At 39.4% G+C, this 19,454-nt stretch carries 14 protein-coding genes and 2 other annotated features; all 14 genes read left to right on the top strand.

What is annotated here, in order from left to right; genetic code table 11:
* Positions 1 to 1,188: 1,188 nt before the first annotated feature.
* The 14 genes from IGJ14_RS10700 (at position 1,189) to nhaC (ending at position 19,284) form a co-directional block, all read left to right on the top strand.
* Positions 1,189 to 6,033, top strand: a complete 4,845-nt coding sequence (locus IGJ14_RS10700) for a hypothetical protein (RefSeq protein WP_430607760.1) — start codon at positions 1,189 to 1,191, stop codon at positions 6,031 to 6,033.
* A 31-nt stretch (positions 6,034 to 6,064) separates the two neighbouring features.
* The gene (locus tag IGJ14_RS10695) at positions 6,065 to 6,448 is read left to right on the top strand and encodes an LPXTG cell wall anchor domain-containing protein (protein ID WP_195273257.1); all 384 of its coding nucleotides are present in this window, start codon (positions 6,065 to 6,067) and stop codon (positions 6,446 to 6,448) included.
* Positions 6,445 to 7,170: a WxL domain-containing protein gene (locus IGJ14_RS10690; protein ID WP_010734719.1), complete on the top strand. Its 726-nt coding sequence runs from the start codon at positions 6,445 to 6,447 to the stop codon at positions 7,168 to 7,170. Before IGJ14_RS10695 ends, IGJ14_RS10690 begins: the two co-directional genes overlap by 4 nt.
* A gap of 38 nt (positions 7,171 to 7,208) precedes the next feature.
* A complete protein-coding gene (locus IGJ14_RS10685) occupies positions 7,209 to 7,997 on the top strand; it encodes a WxL domain-containing protein (protein WP_195273256.1) in 789 nt (262 codons plus the stop codon).
* A gap of 17 nt (positions 7,998 to 8,014) precedes the next feature.
* Complete coding sequence (locus tag IGJ14_RS10680; RefSeq protein ID WP_019724077.1) at positions 8,015 to 8,752, top strand: WxL domain-containing protein; 738 nt, start codon at positions 8,015 to 8,017, stop codon at positions 8,750 to 8,752.
* A gap of 155 nt (positions 8,753 to 8,907) precedes the next feature.
* Entirely contained in the window at positions 8,908 to 9,999 is a 1,092-nt protein-coding gene (locus IGJ14_RS10675; RefSeq protein ID WP_195273255.1) for a DUF916 and DUF3324 domain-containing protein, read from the top strand.
* 121 nt (positions 10,000 to 10,120) lie between these two features.
* On the top strand, positions 10,121 to 10,684 hold the full coding sequence (locus IGJ14_RS10670; RefSeq protein ID WP_195273254.1) for a hypothetical protein: 564 nt from the start codon (positions 10,121 to 10,123) through the stop codon (positions 10,682 to 10,684).
* A complete protein-coding gene (locus IGJ14_RS10665) occupies positions 10,662 to 12,134 on the top strand; it encodes a helix-turn-helix domain-containing protein (protein WP_195273253.1) in 1,473 nt (490 codons plus the stop codon). The genes IGJ14_RS10670 and IGJ14_RS10665 overlap by 23 nt, the downstream gene beginning before the upstream one ends.
* A 114-nt stretch (positions 12,135 to 12,248) precedes the next feature.
* Positions 12,249 to 12,923: an HAD family hydrolase gene (locus IGJ14_RS10660; protein WP_010734725.1), complete on the top strand. Its 675-nt coding sequence runs from the start codon at positions 12,249 to 12,251 to the stop codon at positions 12,921 to 12,923.
* Between the two features lie 123 nt (positions 12,924 to 13,046).
* Positions 13,047 to 13,281, top strand: a binding site (T-box leader).
* Between the two features lie 37 nt (positions 13,282 to 13,318).
* Positions 13,319 to 13,558: a binding site (T-box leader), on the top strand.
* Positions 13,559 to 13,622: 64 nt separating this feature from the next.
* A complete protein-coding gene (locus IGJ14_RS10655) occupies positions 13,623 to 14,696 on the top strand; it encodes a methionine ABC transporter ATP-binding protein (RefSeq protein WP_010734726.1) in 1,074 nt (357 codons plus the stop codon).
* 1 nt (position 14,697) lies between these two features.
* Positions 14,698 to 15,378 carry a methionine ABC transporter permease gene (locus IGJ14_RS10650; RefSeq protein ID WP_034686720.1) on the top strand — a complete coding sequence of 227 codons (681 nt, stop codon included), beginning with the start codon at positions 14,698 to 14,700 and terminating at the stop codon, positions 15,376 to 15,378.
* A 15-nt stretch (positions 15,379 to 15,393) separates the two neighbouring features.
* Positions 15,394 to 16,233 (top strand): MetQ/NlpA family ABC transporter substrate-binding protein, encoded by an 840-nt coding sequence (locus IGJ14_RS10645; RefSeq protein WP_108145850.1) that lies wholly within the window; start codon positions 15,394 to 15,396, stop codon positions 16,231 to 16,233.
* Positions 16,234 to 16,256: 23 nt separating this feature from the next.
* Entirely contained in the window at positions 16,257 to 17,462 is a 1,206-nt protein-coding gene (locus tag IGJ14_RS10640) for a M20 family metallopeptidase (RefSeq protein WP_195273252.1), read from the top strand.
* 409 nt (positions 17,463 to 17,871) lie between these two features.
* On the top strand, positions 17,872 to 19,284 hold the full coding sequence (gene nhaC, locus IGJ14_RS10635) for a Na+/H+ antiporter NhaC (protein WP_066025497.1): 1,413 nt from the start codon (positions 17,872 to 17,874) through the stop codon (positions 19,282 to 19,284).
* The last annotated feature ends 170 nt before the right edge of the window (positions 19,285 to 19,454 follow it).

Genomic DNA, 19,454 nt, shown 5'->3' with positions numbered 1-19,454 from the left:
AAAAAGTCAAGTACTCGCGTAAGTTATATTTAAATAATTTTTCAAAAAAGAATAAATTATATTTAAATATAACGGAAACAAGCGTTATACAATGTGTTCGAGCGATTGTTTAAAAGCAATCTATTATTACCCGTTGCCAGCTATTGTTATGTTGGATAAAGAAAATCTATGATTCAAGTAAGACTCAAAATGCTTGATTTTTAGAAAAACTAGATAACGATAAACCATTGATATAGCAGTTCGATCAAACATTGAATCAAATGGATCATTTGTCTCACTTCTTGACTCGCAACGGGATAAGGGGGCGAAGAATGGATCAATTGAAGCAATCCGACGGGGAAATACTCTTGGGAAATACAATCATAAGAGTATGCTGGGAATCGTGGCTTCAATAGAAGCGGGAATGATATATTGTCGTAGTTACTCTAAGTAGATTTAAGCAAATAACTAATGATGAGTGAGTGTAGTTGGGGTTACGGTCACGAATAGTTGCGCTATCGTTTATAAAAAATAGCTGTTTGTTTAGATCGGTAGCTAATAATGTTGAGACAGGTAGATAAAATTTTTGTTACAGAGGTTTGAGTCGAAAATAGTGGAGTCTAAAATTGATCCTTTAAGGTCGGAACATAAGTGTTCAAACAAATAAGCCATCATTCATGAAAAATTGTATTTTACAAATTTTTATGAATGATGGCTTATTTATGAAAAATGGTGTTTGGGAATAGAATGTATTCATTTTTGAAGGGATTACGCATGGTCATTCGATGAGTATAAACAAAAAAAAGATTATAATGCAAAACTCGAAATAAAAAAACAACAAAACGCACTCGGAAAAATAGCCGTTTAAAAAAATGACTGGTTCTTTACTATATTATAATTCATGAAAATTTCATTCGTTTTTCATGGTAGAAAATTAAATAAGCAGAAAATGGGTGATAAAGCGAATTAGCGACACATGATTAACGTTGATATAACAGCTTTTTTTACTTTCAATTGAATTTTTAAAATCACTTGTTATTTTTAAAAGTCAAATAATATGCTCTGAAAAAAATTAATCGTTTTTCAGTAATAAAGAAATTTTTTTTAAAAATAACTGAATTTAACATTATACAATACAAAAAGAATCAAGCAAGCAATAATAATTATCAATAAGTTAATTTTGTTGTATGAAGCAGAAGGGAAGATAAGATGAAAAAAAATATTGTTATGTGTGTTGCCGCAATGCTTCTTTTTTCAGGAATAACTTCTCCATTGTCAACCGTCGTGCAGGCAGTGGATGCTGAAAATGACTCAGTCACTCTATCACCCACAACTCAAACAGAAGAGTCGATTGATCAAACCATGCAAAGTGAAGAGACAGTCACACAGACAACAGAATCAGTAAAAGAGGAGGTGAAACAGTCAGAGGCGCAGACACAAGAATCGACGACTGAAGAAAAACACTTTACTTTAACTTTTATGACAGATAGCACTCATTTATTCGAATCAGGAGCGGAAGTTAAAGAACTGACAGTGAAGGAAAACGAAAAATTAGCAAGTAATGATATCCCGAGTTTTGCGGATGATCAACCATTGAACGGTTGGGAAGTTGAAGGCAAACTCTATACGAATGAAGAAATCAGCCAATTAACAGTGACGAAGGATCTACAACTAAAAGCAGTATTTAAACAACAGGCATTCCGCTCTTTGAGAAGTACAGATGCTTCGATCAAAGATACGATTGCTACCGCGGATAAGACGAAAGTACTTGTTGTACCAAATCCTACAGATAGTACGCAAGCTTGCCAGACATATGCTGCATCAGATACCGGAGTAAAAGCGGCATTAAATGATTTGTATCATGCGGGCAATATGCAAGATTACGTCATGTATATGGGATCAAACGTCACATTAACAGCTGCAACAGTCGCTAACAATATTCCAAGTACGGTCGATGCAACTAACGCTACGTTTGCCTCATTAAAAGATAAAGTAAATAAACTAGTGATCACTGGCCATTCAGATGATCCAATCACACAAGATTTAACGGTACCATCTGGTGCAAAAACACTTGCTTTTACTGCGAATGCTTACTTTGGTTCAACGATTACTTTACGAAATATTAGCTATACCGGCTCTTACTTCTATATGAATGGACACAGCTTGAATTTGAATGGGGGAGCAAACGGTAATGGTATTTCAATCTATGGTGGAACCAATTCAGGAGATGTCGTAGGGAATCCGGTAAACACTATCAATACGACAGGTTCTTATACATGGAATATCTTTGGTGGTAATCAAAATGGCGGTACGCTGAAAGGGAATACGAGTATCGTTATCAACAATACGAATAATGGGGGAATCAATACATTAGCAGGGGGAGCTAATATTGGTACCGTTGATGGAAACGTCTCTACGATTATCAATAATGCGGGTGGACGAATCACAAATTTGTACGGTGGTGGAAATGGAACCAGTGCGACCAATACAGCAAATGTTACGGGTACTGTATCTACAACTATCGGGATTACCAATAGTGCAACAGGGTTTCAATTAAGTACCTTTTATGGTGGTGTCATCTACGGGAATATTGGTGGAAAAGTAACCAATAACATCTCAGGTTATGGTCGTTGGTACGGCGCAGGGGAACGATTCATCGGTGGGTCCTCTCGAGGAAATATCGGAACCAATCGTTCAACTGACGGAATCGAAACAAATTTGGATAGTAGTTTATACAGTGCTGGACGGGCAGAATTTGAAGGCGGCAATCGTTATACCGGTACGGTCACTGGGAATATCACGAATACGGTCAAAGCAGGAACCCCATCTGCCGGTGGAATCAATGACTTCAATGGGGGCGCCGGCAATAACGTGGTTAAATTCAATAAAAGTGGGATTGGGGCATCAAATGAAACAACCTATGATGCGTATACACCACAACAAAGAGCAGATTTAGCCAAAGCTGCGGCAGAGTTCAAAGTCTTCGGCAACATCACCTCAAAATTAGTCAGTGGCTCATTCAATAATGGTGCAATTTGGACAACAGCAGCCGGTCGCGGTGGCTACATCGAAGGCAACACAACGATTGAAGTTGGAACGGCTAATGCAGATGGTTCAATCGGCGGAGCTGGTTTTGCCTATTCCGGATCAATGCCAACCGATTTAGACTATTCGACCACGAAGAAAAATCGGGGGGAAGCTTCGGTTTGGGACATCGTAGGTGGAGGTGGCTATCCTGCTTCAAATGATACATGGGACATCTATATCAAAGGAGATACACAAACGATATTAAACAATACCGTAGCACGATGGACTTATGGTGGTTCTTATTCAGGGGTTATTGAAGGAAATAGCTCAAACATATTGAATGGGGGGATCGCTGATACGTTAGAAGGTACGGGCTATGCAGGTACACGTGTGTATGGTAACGGACAAACCATCGTCAATGATGGTCAAGTAGACTGGTTCTTGTCCGGTGGCGGATGGGATGACAAAAAAATTGTCGGAAACGTAGGAGTGACCGTTTATGAAGGAGTCATTAATGCTTCAATGGGTGCATCCTATGGCGCAAGTGCTGGACATACTGTCACTGGAAATTCAGATAATCGCATCTATGGTGGGAACTTCTCTGGTACACCACGAACTGGTTCTAATGGCTTTTCTGGTGGTATCACAAACTATGGGTCACTACTTGGAAATGCTAGTTTACTCATCGATTTACGAAACTATGACGGTGAATTCAAGTTGCCGGGTAATACGTATATCACAGGTGGACGACCATATGGACAAAACACGAATTTGGGGACATCTGCAGACAATACGATTACGTTGAATATCTTTACCAAACCAGGTGTGGATTCATTAAATGGTGCGAGCATTTATGGGGATGGTGGTAGTAATGCTGCGTACACCAAAAATGGTTCGATCCAGATGAATATCCAAGCGGAGGGTTCTAGTATTGGTAATCTGTATGCTACACAGTATTCCAATATCAGTAGTGGGAAAATTTTGCGTAATGTTACTGCTAACGTTCAAGGAGCGGTCAGCATCAACGGTTTATCCGGTGGTGCAGCCAATGATAACTTTACGAATACGATCGCTAGTGCTAGTACAAACAAAGTCGTGTTCAATTTTGGTGAAAATGTCGATGGTACAAACAACTATCAAACAGATCCAGTCAATCTAACTGGTTTAGGAATCGTCAATTTCACTGAATTAAATGTAACGAATGGATTGAAATTAATGGCAAATGGCGGAAATATCAAAAATGGTTTATCTGCGACTGCTGCCAATCATGCAACGACCTATCATTCATTTGGGGACATTCATCTGTCAAAAAATGCTGGGATCGGCGTTTCAACTTCTAATAACTTGATTTCTGCAGCTAAGTTGACTATAGAGGATGAAGCCACTTTAGAAACGATTCCTGGAACAGGAAAAGTCAATATTTCAGATGTCGAGTTTCCTGATCCTGCAAAAGATGAATTAGTCTGGATCAAGTCAACTACTGGAGATTCAGCAACACAAGTAGATAGTACCGGTACATGGTTCGGTGCAAATAAAGCCTATCAAGTTTTGACAATCAATCCAACGATTGCCAATGCAACAAAGCTAACACCTTTGAATTTCAGAGGAACTGAAAAAGCAACTGGGAAAAGCTTCATCGGAGATAACGATGTCTCAAAATCCGGTAGTGGTTATGGTATCGCCATACCTGGTTCAGTTATCGATTATGAAGTAGAAAATCCTGGGATCGCTCAAGGCAAAGGAAGTATTTTTCATAACGTCAGTGAAGTGAAAGAAGGAAATGCGCCATTAGTCTTGGATGCGTGGGGAACAGAAACCGCAGGTACAAAAGTTCAAAAAGGACGCTTAGTGATTCCATCAGGAAAAGGTATCACACCAAGATTAAGCTTTGAACCAGAAACACAAGCAACTGGTTCATGGTTGTACCATGCAGAAATCATCAGTACAAAAAATGGAGACACGCCTACAACGATTGCTGAACAAAAAGATTCTTCAACGATCGATTGGCAATCGCCAGATAGCGAATACAGTTATGAAGTCAAAGTGAAGTATTCGAATGCAGCTGAGCTTTCTGCTAAAAATGTGATCATTTCTGAAAAAGAAGCACAAGATTTAGTCGATAAACAATCGATTTTAACATTGATGGAGGCGAAGGGACGTCCATTCTTTACGGATTCGATCACCGCTGATGTGATGAACGAGATCAAGCAACCACTAGCAGCAGATGAAGTTTCCAGAAAACATGTCATTGATTACAAAGTCGGTACGACAGGGAATGAAAAGGAACAACAAGCAAACTTGATTGTTGTAAAAAATGAAGCAACGATTTCGACGGATCGCAGTTTTGCCGTCTATGCAAAAGATGTTCGGATGAGTTTATCTGATGCCAATGGATTGACGTCTCAACAAGAGTTGAATCAACGAACATTGGCACAAGTGATCTTAGCTGATGGCAGTGCGAATCAAGTACCAACGTTGACAGACGCAACGTTTTCAGCAATCAAGAATGCGACAGAAGCGGAAGTTTTAAAAAATGTTTCAACGACGTATAGCTATCAACTAAATGGAATAACAACTGAAAAAACAATCAATGTAGCAATTACAGGTACATTAGAGCTTAAAGAAGTACCAAATACGATGAATTTCGAGACACAAAAAGTTAAGACAACGACTCAAACGTATTGGCCATTGATCGAAGGTGATTTGATCGTGAAAGATACAAGAGGTTCTGAACGGGATAGCTGGCAATTGACAGTCACTGAAAAACAACCTTTGACTTCGGGGACAACCCAACTTTCTAATACACTTTCATTTACAGACGGTACAAAGAATACCGTACTCGGCCCCAATGCAGTGATCCTAGAAGAGAAGACACTGACGACAAATGGTGAATATCTTGTCAATCAAGAGTGGGGACAAACGAACAACAAAGGAATCAAGTTAACTGTTCCTCCGGAAAAACAAAAAGTCGGAAGTTATCAAGGAACATTATCATGGTCATTGGTTGCAGCCCCTGGTAACCCATAGAAAACACGACGATAGAGAATAGGTGGGAAAGATGAAGAAAAAAAGGTGGAAGATCCTTGTGTTGTTAGGACTTCTTTTTACTCAAACGCCAATTGGTCTAGCCGATGAAGAGCAATCGTTCAAAAGTGAGGGTGTTACAGGATTTTATGGCACCTATGAATATCCTGAAGCAGGAAGTAGCAGTTCCGAAGAAGGGGTGGGTGAGCCAACTTTCCCCAGCTCTACTCAAGAGGATCAAACGTCCTCTGAAAAAAATGGAGCAACTGTGGAACAGCAAGAGGCGATACAAGGGGATAGCAAACAGTTACCAAAAACTGGAGAATACAGGAGTAAACAATTTACGATTATTGGAAGTTTCCTTCTTTTGATCGTATTGATAATTATTGTTATAAAAAGGAGAAGAAGAGAAAAATGAAAAAGACAACGTTGTTAACAGCTGGAATTATTTTATTTAGTACACTAGTAGGAACAAGCACAGTATTTGCTGCGGATGAAACTGCAAGCTATGAGACAAATGGAGTGATCGCATTTGAAGCAGATACCGATCCAACAAACCCGGTTGATCCAACTGATCCAACAAGTCCGGTAGAACCAGTGGATCCAACTGATCCAAATGGACCAAATCCAGGGACGAACGGACCATTATCAATTGATTTTGCTTCAAGCTTCCAATTTGGGAAACAAAAAATCACTACTGTCACAAAAGACTACTATGCACAGATCCAAACATTCAAAGATGGAACAGACGGACCAAACTACGTCCAAGTAACAGACAAACGTGGAACACAAGAAGGATGGAGCTTATCCGTCAAGCAAGACAGTCAATTCAAAACTGCTGCTGATGAAGAGTTATCTGGTGCAGTACTATCCTTAAGTAACGGTGCAAGTGCATCGATCATGGATGATCAATACAAACCAGATCTAGTAACACAAAACACATTGACTCCTGGAAGCGAATCAGTCTTGATGACTGCTGACGCGGGTAAAGGCATGGGAACTTGGATCTACAAATTTGGTACGGATGCCACACAAGGCGCAACTGCTGTAAAACTTAACGTACCAGGTAAAACGGTCAAATTAGCGAAAGAGTATAGCACCACATTGACATGGAGCCTTAAATCTACTCCAGCACCATAAAAGAAAAAGGCAGAAAATGAATCACTTTGGGGGATCGTATGAAAAAAACAGTAAGTGGTTTAATGATCATTAGTCTTTTGACAGGAGTTACGGTTACCGTCCAAGCAGTCGATCAAGCAAAGTATACAAGTAACGGTACGGTCAATTTTATACCTGATACGGAACCAATCGATCCAGTCAATCCAATCGACCCTGATCCAGACAAACCGGTTCATCCAACTAATCCAGATGGAACGGACCCAGAACCAGGTACAAAAGGGCCACTATCGATCGACTTTGCTTCAAGTTTTGATTTCGGCATGAATAAGATATCGAATAAAACAGAAACCTATTATGCCAAAGCACAGACTTATGTAAATGACGATGGCACATTTTCGGATCTAGTCACACCAGATTATGTCCAAGTGTCTGATCACCGAGGAAATAATGCTGGTTGGACATTGAAAGTATGTCAAAACGGTCAATTTAAGAACGATGACACATTAAACAACACGTTGACTGGCGCGGTAATCGAATTGCAAGATCCGGTAGTCAAATCAAATGCAGAGGGTGTGGCTGCACCGACTGCGACCACTGAAATCGCCTTAGATCCAAACGGTGCAGAATCGATTGTTCTAAGTGCAGGACAAGATGCAGGTTCTGGTACGTGGATCGAAGCGTGGGGGGATAAAGTGGAGACAATCACAATGAAAGACCAAAAAAATAAAGACGTATCCTCAATGGTTACAAAAAGTGTTTCATTGACCATCCCGGGTAAAACGCCGAAAGATGCAGTCACGTACTCAACAACATTAACTTGGAATCTATCTGATACACCAGGAAATTAAGAATGGAGAAAATAAAAATGAAAAAATCACAAATGATCTTATTATCAACAATGTTATTAGGCGGAGTATTCAGCACAGTTAGCGTAGCAGCAGCTGATGGTGGAGAGTATACTTCAAATGGTGTCATCAATTATGTGCCAAATACAGAGACGACTGATCCAGTTGATCCACTTGATCCAGAACAACCAGTGACGCCAGTTGATCCAACAAATCCTGATGGTAAGCCAAATCCAGGTACAAATGGACCATTGTCGATCGACTTTGCTTCAAGTCTAGTCTTCGGTGAACAAAAAATCACGTCTAAAACGCAAACATACTATGCTGCAGCACAAAAATATAAAGATGCAAGTGATGTTGAAAAAGAAGGACCAAACTTTGTTCAAGTATCTGACAACCGCGGAACTGAAACAGGTTGGACATTGAAAGTAAAACAAAATGCACAATTCAAAACAGCGGAAGACCAAGAATTGACAGGTGCAAAAATCACATTATCAAATGGTAATGTCGTGACTGGTTCACAATCAGCAAAACCAACAGGCGTTGCAACTTTCAGCTTAGATCCAAGTGGTAGTGAATCATTAGTGATGAGTGCGAAAAATGGTGAAGGTGCTGGAACGTATTTGATGGATTGGGGAAATTCAGTGGATACTGCGAAAAATAGTATTGCACTAGAAGTACCAGGTTCAACGACAAAATACGCAAAAGCTTATCAAACAACGTTCACTTGGACGTTAACAGATGCGCCAGGAAACTAATCGAATACAATCTGGTCAAGGCAAAAGTGAAAGAACTTTTTGTCTTGACCTCAAAAAAATTGGTGCAACGCAGTGATATTAGTTACCTTTGAAGGGATAGAACGCTTCTGTCATAGCCTCGCCAACATCTAATTTATCAGGGAGTTAAAAATATTATGAAAAAAAGATTTATCCTTATTGTCAGCCTCATTGTTGCCATGCTAAGTATGGTTCCAGTCCAATCAACTTTTGCATCAGAATTTAATTTTGCGGTTACCCCAGTGATTCCTGAAAATCAAATCGATAAAGAAAAAACATATTTCGATCTATTGATGGAACCTGACAAACAACAAACAATCGAAGTCCAATTACGCAATGACACAGACAACGACATCACGATCGAAACCACGATCAACAGTGCAACAACTAATTTGAATGGTGTGGTGGAGTATGGTGAAAATAAAATTGAACCCGATAATAGTTTGGTTTACAATTTAAAAGATTATGCGAAAGCAGAGCCAGAAGTGACGTTACCAAAACATTCGGAAGTGACAGTGCCAATCACAGTCACGATGCCAGCAGAAAAATTTGATGGTGTCATGGCAGGCGGGATCACTTTTAAAGAAAAAACGGATGACACCCAGAGTTCTTCTTCAGAAGATAAAGGGTTAGCCATCAAAAATGAGTATTCTTATGTGGTTGCATTATTGATCCGTCAAAATATGACAGCGATCAAGCCTGATCTCAAAGCAACGAAAGTGGAACCCGCACAAGTCAATGCGAGAAATGTGATCAATGTACATTTGCAAAACCCTCACGCGGTTTACTTGAATCAATTGAATGTAGCAACAACGATCACGAAACAAGGATCAGCTGAAACACTCTATGAGAGTCAAACGGAAAGTATGCAAATGGCGCCTAATTCTCACTTTGCTTACCCCATTTCTTTAAATGGTGAAAAGTTGGAAGCCGGCAAATATACGATGAAGATGACTGCATACGGTGAAAAAGCGGAAGACGGGGAATACAAGGTTAAAACTTCTAGTGGCTCTGAGGAAACTTACAAATATAAATGGGAATTTGAAAAAGACTTTGAAATCAAAGGCGAAGTTGCTAGAGAATTAAACGAAAAAGATGTGACGATCGAACAAGACAATACTTGGATCTATCTATTATTCGGTATCCTATTATTATTGATTCTTCTACTTCTATTTATTTTTTGGAAAAGAAAAAAACAAAAAGAAGAAGACGAATCTGAAAATAAATAATATCAATCCCTGATAAAAAAACGTCTGACTGATCAAATAGATAAGATCAGTCAGACAATTTTTGCTTGAAAACGTATGGTTTCACTTACTTAAAATGTCTAATCAAAAAAGGGGGAGAAAAGTGAAAAGACAAAAAATCGCCATATTAGGAACACTTTTGTTCGCGGCAGTCTATTTTGAATCTTCCAACTATATATATGCAGAAACGATCATTTATGATCCGTTGAATCCAACAGAAGAAATCCAAATTCAACCAGTTACTCCCCAACGGTCTGTAACGGATGAGAAAGAAGCAGAGGTTGAACACACCGAACAATCACAAGATACTGCAATTATAAATAACGAAAAGCAGGAAGTTGAAGAACAACCACCAGCCGAATTACCGTATCAAGATTCTTCAATTCCTAAAAAAAAGCAACCAAACAAAACAAAATTATTAGATAACCAGGGCGATATTATTAGGCAGATTGCTAGTACATCACGTAAAATAACCTTAGATGATCAATTTTTTTCTGATGATCACTCTCATAACCAAGTGATGTTGCCACAGTCGAGTGGTTCTGGTTCTGCTAGTTCAGATAATAGTCAGATGGCAGCAATGAGCTACTTATTTTCAGGTACGATACTCTATGGAGAAAAACCAGAAGGTAGAGGAAATCAAAATGTTCAAACTATTTTTAGATAAGCCAGCGCAACGAAAGTTAGAGTTGCTACGTTATTTGGAAACAAAGCCACTTTTAATTGAAAATCATGAAAAAGTGCTGGAAGAATTGGATATCTCTTATTTTTTGCTGAATAAGTCAATGGAAGAATTGTCACATGATTTTGTGGACTATGGGCTAACGGATGAATTTCAACTGTTTTTCGAAGGAAATAACGTCCGACTGATTGAGAGTGGTCGAGGGAATTCGACAATTTTAGGTGAAATGTATGTCCGCCATTCCTTTGGTTTTTTGATGTTACAAGAAATATTTTTTGAAACGTTCGAATCTGTCAATGACTATGCGATCAAGAATTATATCAGTCATCCCCTCGTCTACCAAAAGCTGAAAGACATGCGTACGAGATTAGCAGACAAAAAACTTACAGTCACAAAAAAATTCTTACTAAGTGGGGAAGAAGGCTCTGTACGTGGATTGGTGACGTTTTATTTCACCAAATTATACGGACGGGCTTATTCGGTTTATCCAACAGAGATCACGAAACCAGTGGAAGAATTGATTCGGTTGCTTGAACCGAAATTCGCTGCTTCTTTTACAGGTTTTAGTGAAACAAAACTCCAACATTTTCTTTCAGTCAGCTTGATTCGAATAAAGCAAGGTTGGCGAATGTCCGAGAATAAAAAAAGTCAATTGACATTCAATAAAAAAATGTTAGAAACTAATGATTTCTTTCGAAGCATATTTTCTTGGCTTGAAAAAGAGGCAAAGATCGATACGGAAAAAGAGCTATATAGCGAAGCGCAACAGATTTTTGCTTATCTTGTTGTCGAAGGCGCAATCAATGAGCCGGAACTTATTGAGGGAGTGACACTAAAGGAAATACTTGCCTTGAATGACTTATTTCTTGAAGAACTTGGGCAAGCATTTATTCTCTCAGAGAATCAGCTAAAAGAAATCAGAAGACAGCTGACGGTCTTGCATTTGAAGATCAAATATTTCAAAGAAGAAAATATTGATGACAATAACAACCTGGATGTCACTTATTTTTATGAAATGTATCCAGAATATTTTTTGTTTTGCAGAGATTACATCAAAAAACAAAAAAAGAACAAGCAAATTTGGCGCGCAAAAGAATTTTTATTTTTTCATTATGTGTTAGTGATGATGGATACCTTACCGATCGATCAACAATTGAAACCGCTCCGTATTTGTATTGATTTTTCCTTTGGTCCGCAATTTAATGCGTTGATCAAAAATAATATCCAGAAAATCTCTGACTTGAATATCATCTACCAAACGAAGGCAGATGATGAAACAGATCTACTTTTGACAGATAAAGAAATCTGTTCTTTTGGAGACTTGTTCCAAATCATATGGTTAGTTCCTCCAAGGGCAGTCGATTGGGCTAATTTTACGAATCAATTATTAAAGATTCGTAGAAATAAAATAACTAAAATGAATCCGAATAATTGAGTACGGAGGGTGAATGTAATTACCACTCATAACAAAAATGCTTGAGATCCCATTGGTTTGAATGAAAAAACATGATACACTACAGATATTGTTTTTTTGAAAGGATCAGTGGATATGAAGGGTGCAATATTTGACTTAGATGGACTATTAGTTGATACAGAAAGAACTTATCGTGACGGTTGGCTATGGGGATTCAAGCAATTTGATATCGAAATACCTCAAGAAATCGTTGATACATGGGGTGGAAAAAATTGGAAACAAAGCTATGATTTGTTGATCAAAATGGCGGGAACACCGGAAATGGTACAAAAGGTTCGCGAAAAACGAGAAGAATATTTTTATCAACAACTGCATAGTGGCGCTATCCAATTAAAACCTCATGCAAAAGAAGTATTGAAAGAATTGAATGACCAAAAACTCATTCTTGGTCTCGCAACGACGACGGTAACAAAACGAGCAAACAATATTTTGGATCAATTTTCTTTGAAGCCTTATTTTCATACATATACCTTTGGGGATGAAGTGTCTGAAAATAAACCTTCACCAATTCCTTATCTAACTGCGCTAGAGCGGTCGGGATTGACAGCGTCAGAAGCCTTTGCAGTGGAAGATTCTTTGGTTGGTGCGACCGCCGCATCACGAGCAGGAATGGGTGTTGTTTTGATTCCAGATTCAAGCTTTGATCGGGCTTATACCGAAAGAGAAAAAGCAGATTTATCGATCTTAGCAGAAGGTACCGATCTTTTGATCGTGTTGGAGATGTTAGAAAAACAAAAAGGAAAAAAATAAACGGCTGGAAATCCAGTACCACCAACGATTTTTTTATTGATCAATCGACTGAGTGCATATTTTTTAAAATTTCTTGCTTGACTTTTTGTTTTCACTTAGATAAAGTGTTCTCAACAACAAAATATGGATTCGTTGATAAGGAAAGTAAACTTGGAAACTTCAAAGAGAGGCTCTGGTTGGTGGAAAGAGTCAAGTAAGAAAAGTTGAAAAATGGCCTTGGAGAATAACTTGTCGATAAGTAGGCAAGTTCGGAAATGTCTGACCGTTAAAACGGACAACCAATCTCTCGTCAAGAGATGTTGGATCGAGGGAAGGAAACTTCCGAATAAAGGTGGTACCACGATACGTCGTCCTTTTATCAGTAGATTTATGCTGATAAAAGGATTTTTTTTATATTTTTTGCGTTGAAATAGTAAGTACAAATACAAAAACCTTTAACAGAGAGCTTCGGTAGCTGAGAAGAAGCAAGGCGGCATGTTTGGAAAATGGCTATTGAGCAATTCACCCCGAGCAAAATTGTGAGACGGTGACGGTCGCAACCGTTAGCTTGCTAGAGTATGATTGTACTCGAAGAGGAGTTACATGTAAGTGTAACTTGAACATGAGGTGGTAACACGCAAAAAGGCGTCCTCAAGAAAGTGATGAGTCATTTTCTTGAGGATGCCTTTTTTTATCGTCAAACCGAAGGAGGAGTTAAAAATGATCGAATTACAAGCAATAAATGTTTCTTTCCAACAAAAAGAAAAGACGATCCAGGCAGTGAAACAGGTGGATCTTTCGATTGCTAAAGGGGATGTTTACGGGATCGTAGGTTATTCAGGTGCTGGGAAAAGTACGCTGGTTCGTGTCATGAACCTGTTACAAAAACCAACAAGTGGCAAAGTCATCATCAATGGAACAGAGCTAGGAAAACTATCCCCGAAAGAATTACGAAAAGAACGAAAATCGATCGGGATGATTTTTCAACATTTTCACCTAATGGAAAGTCGCACGATTTTTGACAACGTCGATTTCTCGTTGAAATATACGAAAAAATCGAAACAGGAGCGTCGTCAAAAAGTTAATGAGCTTCTAACATTAGTCGGGTTAGAAGAAAAAGCTACTGCGTATCCAAAACAACTTTCAGGTGGACAAAAGCAAAGAGTTGCTATCGCTCGTGCATTAGCCAGTGATCCGCAAGTATTACTTTGTGATGAGGCAACGAGTGCCTTAGATCCAAAAACGACCCATCAGATTTTAGCTTTATTGAAAAAACTGAACCAGCAATTAGGATTGACGATCGTTTTGATCACACATGAGATGCAAGTCGTTAAAGAAATCTGCAACAAAGTAGCTGTGATGGAAAACGGGGAAGTGATCGAACAGGGAAGTAGCGTTCAGATTTTCAGTGCACCAAAAGAAGTTTTGACGCAAGAGTTTATCCGAACAGCCACCCACGTTGACCAAGCATTAGAAACGATTCGCTCGCATCGTGCTTTTGCAGATCAGTTGACCAATAAATGGTTAGTGGAATTGAGTTATGTGGGCACACAAACGAATGAACCGTTGATCGCACAACTTTATAGCAAATACCAAGTCAGTGCGAATATTTTATACGGCAATGTAGAACTATTACAAGAAACCCCATTAGGACGATTGATCGTTACTTTATCAGGAGAGATCCATCAACGAGAAAAAGCCTTGGCTTATCTTATTGAATCCGGTGTACAAGCAACGATTTTACAAAAAAATGGCGCAAGTAAGGAAATGAAAGTGATTCAAGGAGGACGCTGATATGACCCATTTCTTAGAAACCTATTTACCCAATGTCTATTTGATACCCGATGAATTTATTGAAGCGACGAAACAAACGTTGTATATGTCTTTTTGGACCGCGTTGATCGGAGGTGCGATCGGTCTTGGTTTTGGGATCGTATTGGTTGTGACACGACCCCAAGGATTGCTTGAAAATCGCTTGCTTTATGAGGTGCTAGACAAAGTCATCAATGTTGTCCGCTCGATTCCCTTTATCATTTTACTTTCTTTACTGGCATTGACGACTCGCTTTTTAGTCGGTACTACGATCGGTGCGAAAGCTGCTTTAGTCCCTTTGATCTTTGGTGTTGTGCCATTTTTCGCTCGACAAGTAGAAAATGCGTTGTTAGAAGTAGACCCTGGAGTGATTGAAGCGGCCGAATCAATGGGAACCAGTCCATTAGGGATCGTTTTTAGAGTCTATTTGATCGAAGGCTTGCCAGGGATCATTCGTGTCTCTGCATTGACGATCATCAATGTCATTGGCTTGACTGCCATGGCAGGAGCGGTAGGGGCAGGAGGATTAGGAAACCTAGCTATTTCTCGTGGGTATAATCGTTTTCAAACAGACGTGACGATCGTCGCCACTTTGTTGATTTTGATCCTTGTGTTCTTAAGTCAATGGATCAGCAACTTATTGATCAAAAAAATATCACACTAAACTGGAGGAATCATCATGAAAAAACTCATTCGTTATACAGTACTTGCTTTTGTTGCACTTATTTGGTTGGCTGGCTGTAGCCAAGGAAATGCCGAAACAGACACAAACAAACAAACGACAGTAAAACTTGGGATCATTGGAGAGGACACTGACGTTTGGGATGATGTCAAAGCACGTTTAGCAAAAGAAGATATTGACTTAGAATACGTGAAATTTACCGACTATAATCAACCGAATGCTGCATTAGCAGATGGCTCGATCGATCTCAATGCTTTTCAACATCAATTCTTTTTAGACAATTACAATACGGAACACGGAACGGATCTAGTCTCGATCGGCAACACAGTGAATGCACCTTTAGGGATCTATTCCAATACGATCCAATCCATTGATGATATCAAGGATGGCGCAAAAGTCGCTATTCCTAACGACGTCACAAATGGCGGACGGGCGTTGCTATTGCTACAAACAGCTGGTTTGATCAAAGTTGATCCAGCGAAAGGCCAAACGCCGACTACTTCAGATATCACTGAAAATACAAAAAAACTAGACATCTCTGAACTGGATGCCTCACAAACAGCTCGTGCATTGAATGACGTGGATCTTTCAGTGATCAACAGTGGTGTGGCAGTCGATGCAGGATTGAACCCAACGAGTGATGCGATCTTTTTAGAACCTGTCGATGACAGCGCCAGACCATATGTCAACATCATTGTAGCAAGAAAAGAAGATGAAAATAACGAAATCTATCAAAAGATCGTTGACACCTATCAAACGGAAGAAACAGCAAAAGTGATCGAAGAAACATCAAAAGGATCAAGCGTACCTGCGTGGGAAACATTTGGTAAAAAATAAAAAGCAAACTGGAGGAAGCCAATATGACAACATCTACTTTAACAACACATTCTTTTAAGGAAGCAATCCAGCAACGATTAGCTGAATATCAAGCATTAGCACTAGATATCCATGACCATCCTGAGGTAAGTAATTATGAGTTTTATTCCTCAGATGCCTTGATCAAACAATTAGAAAAAGAAGGATTTTCTGTCACAAAAGATGTTGCTGGTCATCGAACAGGATTTGATGCTCGTTACGCTTCAGGAAAACCAGGACCAACGATTGCTTTTTTAGCAGAATTTGACGCTTTACCAGGAATCGGTCATGCTTGTGGACACAACTTGTTTGGTACGTATTCTGTCTTAGCTGCCAGTGTCTTGCGCGAACGAATTGCTGAGATTGGTGGAGAAATCCGCGTATATGGCACACCTGGAGAAGAGGGAGGCGAAAACGGATCAGCGAAAGGAAGTTTTGTACGGGAAGGCTTCTTTGAAGATGTGGATGCGGCACTTTGTGTCCATCCTGCATACCGATACGGTAAAACGACAGAATCGTTAGCCAATGATCCAGTAGATATCAAGTTTCATGGGGTTGCTTCCCATGCGGCTGCCGCACCAGATAAAGGAGTGAATGCCTTAGAAGCGTTGATTCAAGTGTTTAATGGAATCAATGCGTTGCGCCTGCAACTACCAAAAGACGTCAATATCCATGGCATCATTACGGATGGTGGGGTTGCTGCAAATGTGATTCCTGAATATGCAGCGGGTCGATTTTACTTGCGAGCAAAAAATCGTCAGACATTGAATGAGGTGTATCAAAAAGTCGAAAATATTGTGAAAGGTGCGGCTTTGAGTACGGGAACAAGTTATGAATTTGGGTTGTTCCAAAATTCTGTCGATGATGTCATCGTGACGCCTTCGTTTGATGCGCTGTTCTTCAGCCATGCAAATGCAGCAGGTGTACCTGATGAAGAAATCGAAACAAAAGAACAAACAAGTCTAGGCTCTTCTGATGTTGGTAACGTGAGTCATGTGATTCCGACGATCCAACCAACCGTCTCGATTGCTGATGAATATATCGCCGGTCATTCGGAAGAATTTAAAGCAGCTGCTCGCAGTGAAAAAGGACTAGCTTCGATTGCCATTGCTGCTGAACTATTGGCAAATACTGCATTAGATCTATTTGAAAAGCCAGAACTACTAGATAAAATAAAGCAGGAGCATCAAGCAATCCTTGCAAAAAAATAACAGGAAATGATGGATGGAAGAAATGACTTGCTGATTGTGAATCATAACATTTGTTTTCAGAAAAAACACATTTAGATTGACAAATTGTCAAGATGCAGGTAAACTTCATGAAAGTTCACTTTTCACCCAGTAGTAGTTTTGGTGTTTTGTTCAGAAAGTCGGTGGTTGCTGCGAACCGACCAAGCCAATACTATGAATTACAGGAAAAGTTTTAACAATTAAATCATTCAAATCAAAGTGAAAAACAGATCTGTTTTTAATTAAGGTGGTACCGCGGAGAAATTCGTCCTTAGTTGAAAACAGATCTTTTTGTCTTTTTTTTAGGGAGGAAACGCAGATGAATTGTGGCGGAGTCATTCGATATCGAAGCTTTTTTAAGACGTAACAAACTTAAAAAAGGAGAATGGATATGGAAAAAATAAAAAAACCTAGTTTTATAGAAGCAGTGAGTGTATTAATAATTATCGTTGCAACGATAGCAGCCGGAGTAGTTGGCTTTAAGATTTCACCGAATATCGCGATTTTGATTGCTATTGGTATGGTCATGGTCTACGCAGTAGTGAAGAAACAGCCAACCGATCGATTACACGAAGGAATCATCAATGGTCTCAAACCGGGAATCATCCCGATCTTTATCTTTATTTTAGTCGGCGCATTGATTGCGGTCTGGATCCAAGCTGGCATCATTCCAACGTTGATGGTCTATGGCTTTAACATCATTAGTGTCCCCTGGTTTGTGCCTTCAGTTTTTGTTGTGTGTGCCATTGTCGGCAGTGCAGTCGGTAGTGCCTTTACTGTCATGTCAACCATCGGTATCGCCTTTTTCGGTATCGGCACAACGTTGGGATTGAACCCCGCATTAGTTGTCGGTGCTATTGTTTCTGGGGCAGTTTTTGGAGATAAGATGTCGCCATTATCTGAATCGACAAATCTGGCAGCAGCCATTGTTGATGCGGATCTATTTAAACATATCAAACATATGATGTGGTCAACACTTCCGGCATTTATTGTTTCTTTGATTTTGTTTGCATTTTTAGGACATACAGATAAAGGTGCCAGCTTGACAGAAATCCAAAATGTAACAACTATTTTAGAAAACAACTTTACGATTTCGATCTGGTCTCTAATACCTTTATTCTTGATGTTGGTTTGTGCTTGGAAAAAAATTCCAGCGATCTTAACGATCCTGTTGAATATTGCCGTAGCAGTTGGAATGATTTTTATCCAAGATCCAAGCACTTCCTTCTCAGGACTAGCGACAGTCCTCGAATCTGGTTTTCTATCTGAAACAGGAAACACGCAAATCGATGCGTTACTTAGCCGCGGTGGGATCGAAAGTATGATGCCTACAGTGTCCTTGATTATTCTAACGCTTTCATTAGGCGGTTTATTGATTGAATTTGAGTTGATCTCTACAGTTATGGAAGTGGTATCGAAGAAAATGACGACGACACCTAAACTGATTTTTACGACACTAATGACAAGTATTGGTGTCAATCTATTTATCGGTGAACAGTTCTTATCTGTGATCTTACCAGGAAATGCGTTCAAAGAAACATACAAAAAAGCAGGACTTGATCCAACTGTTTTGAGTCGTACCTTAGAAGATGGAGGGACAGTTATCAATTACCTTATTCCTTGGGGGATTGCCGGTAGTTTTGTTGCCAGCACGTTTGGAATACCAACGATGACCTACTTACCATTTGTATTTTTCAGTTTGCTTTCTCCCGTCTTTTCGATGGTCAGTGCCATTACTGGTTTAGGTATTGCAAAAAATAAAGAAAAGCAGGAACAATTGAACGTTGTGAAGGAAACGATATAAACTCAAAAAAATAGTCACCCAATCAGCGGGGGGCTATTTTTTTTTTGGATAATCAATGGATTGACTCATCAAGTGAACGTATCGATGAAGTGAAACAACATCTGTTCAAGTGTCGTTGCAAAAAAACGAGGGGGATCTTTTTGGACGAATGGTTCATTCAGGCTCAAAGT

Source organism: Enterococcus sp. DIV1304_2 (assembly GCF_050555445.1).
Lineage (GTDB): Bacteria > Bacillota > Bacilli > Lactobacillales > Enterococcaceae > Enterococcus_B > Enterococcus_B pernyi.
The sequence above is the reverse complement of the archived record's forward strand: the minus strand, read 5'-3'. Positions and strand labels throughout refer to the sequence as shown.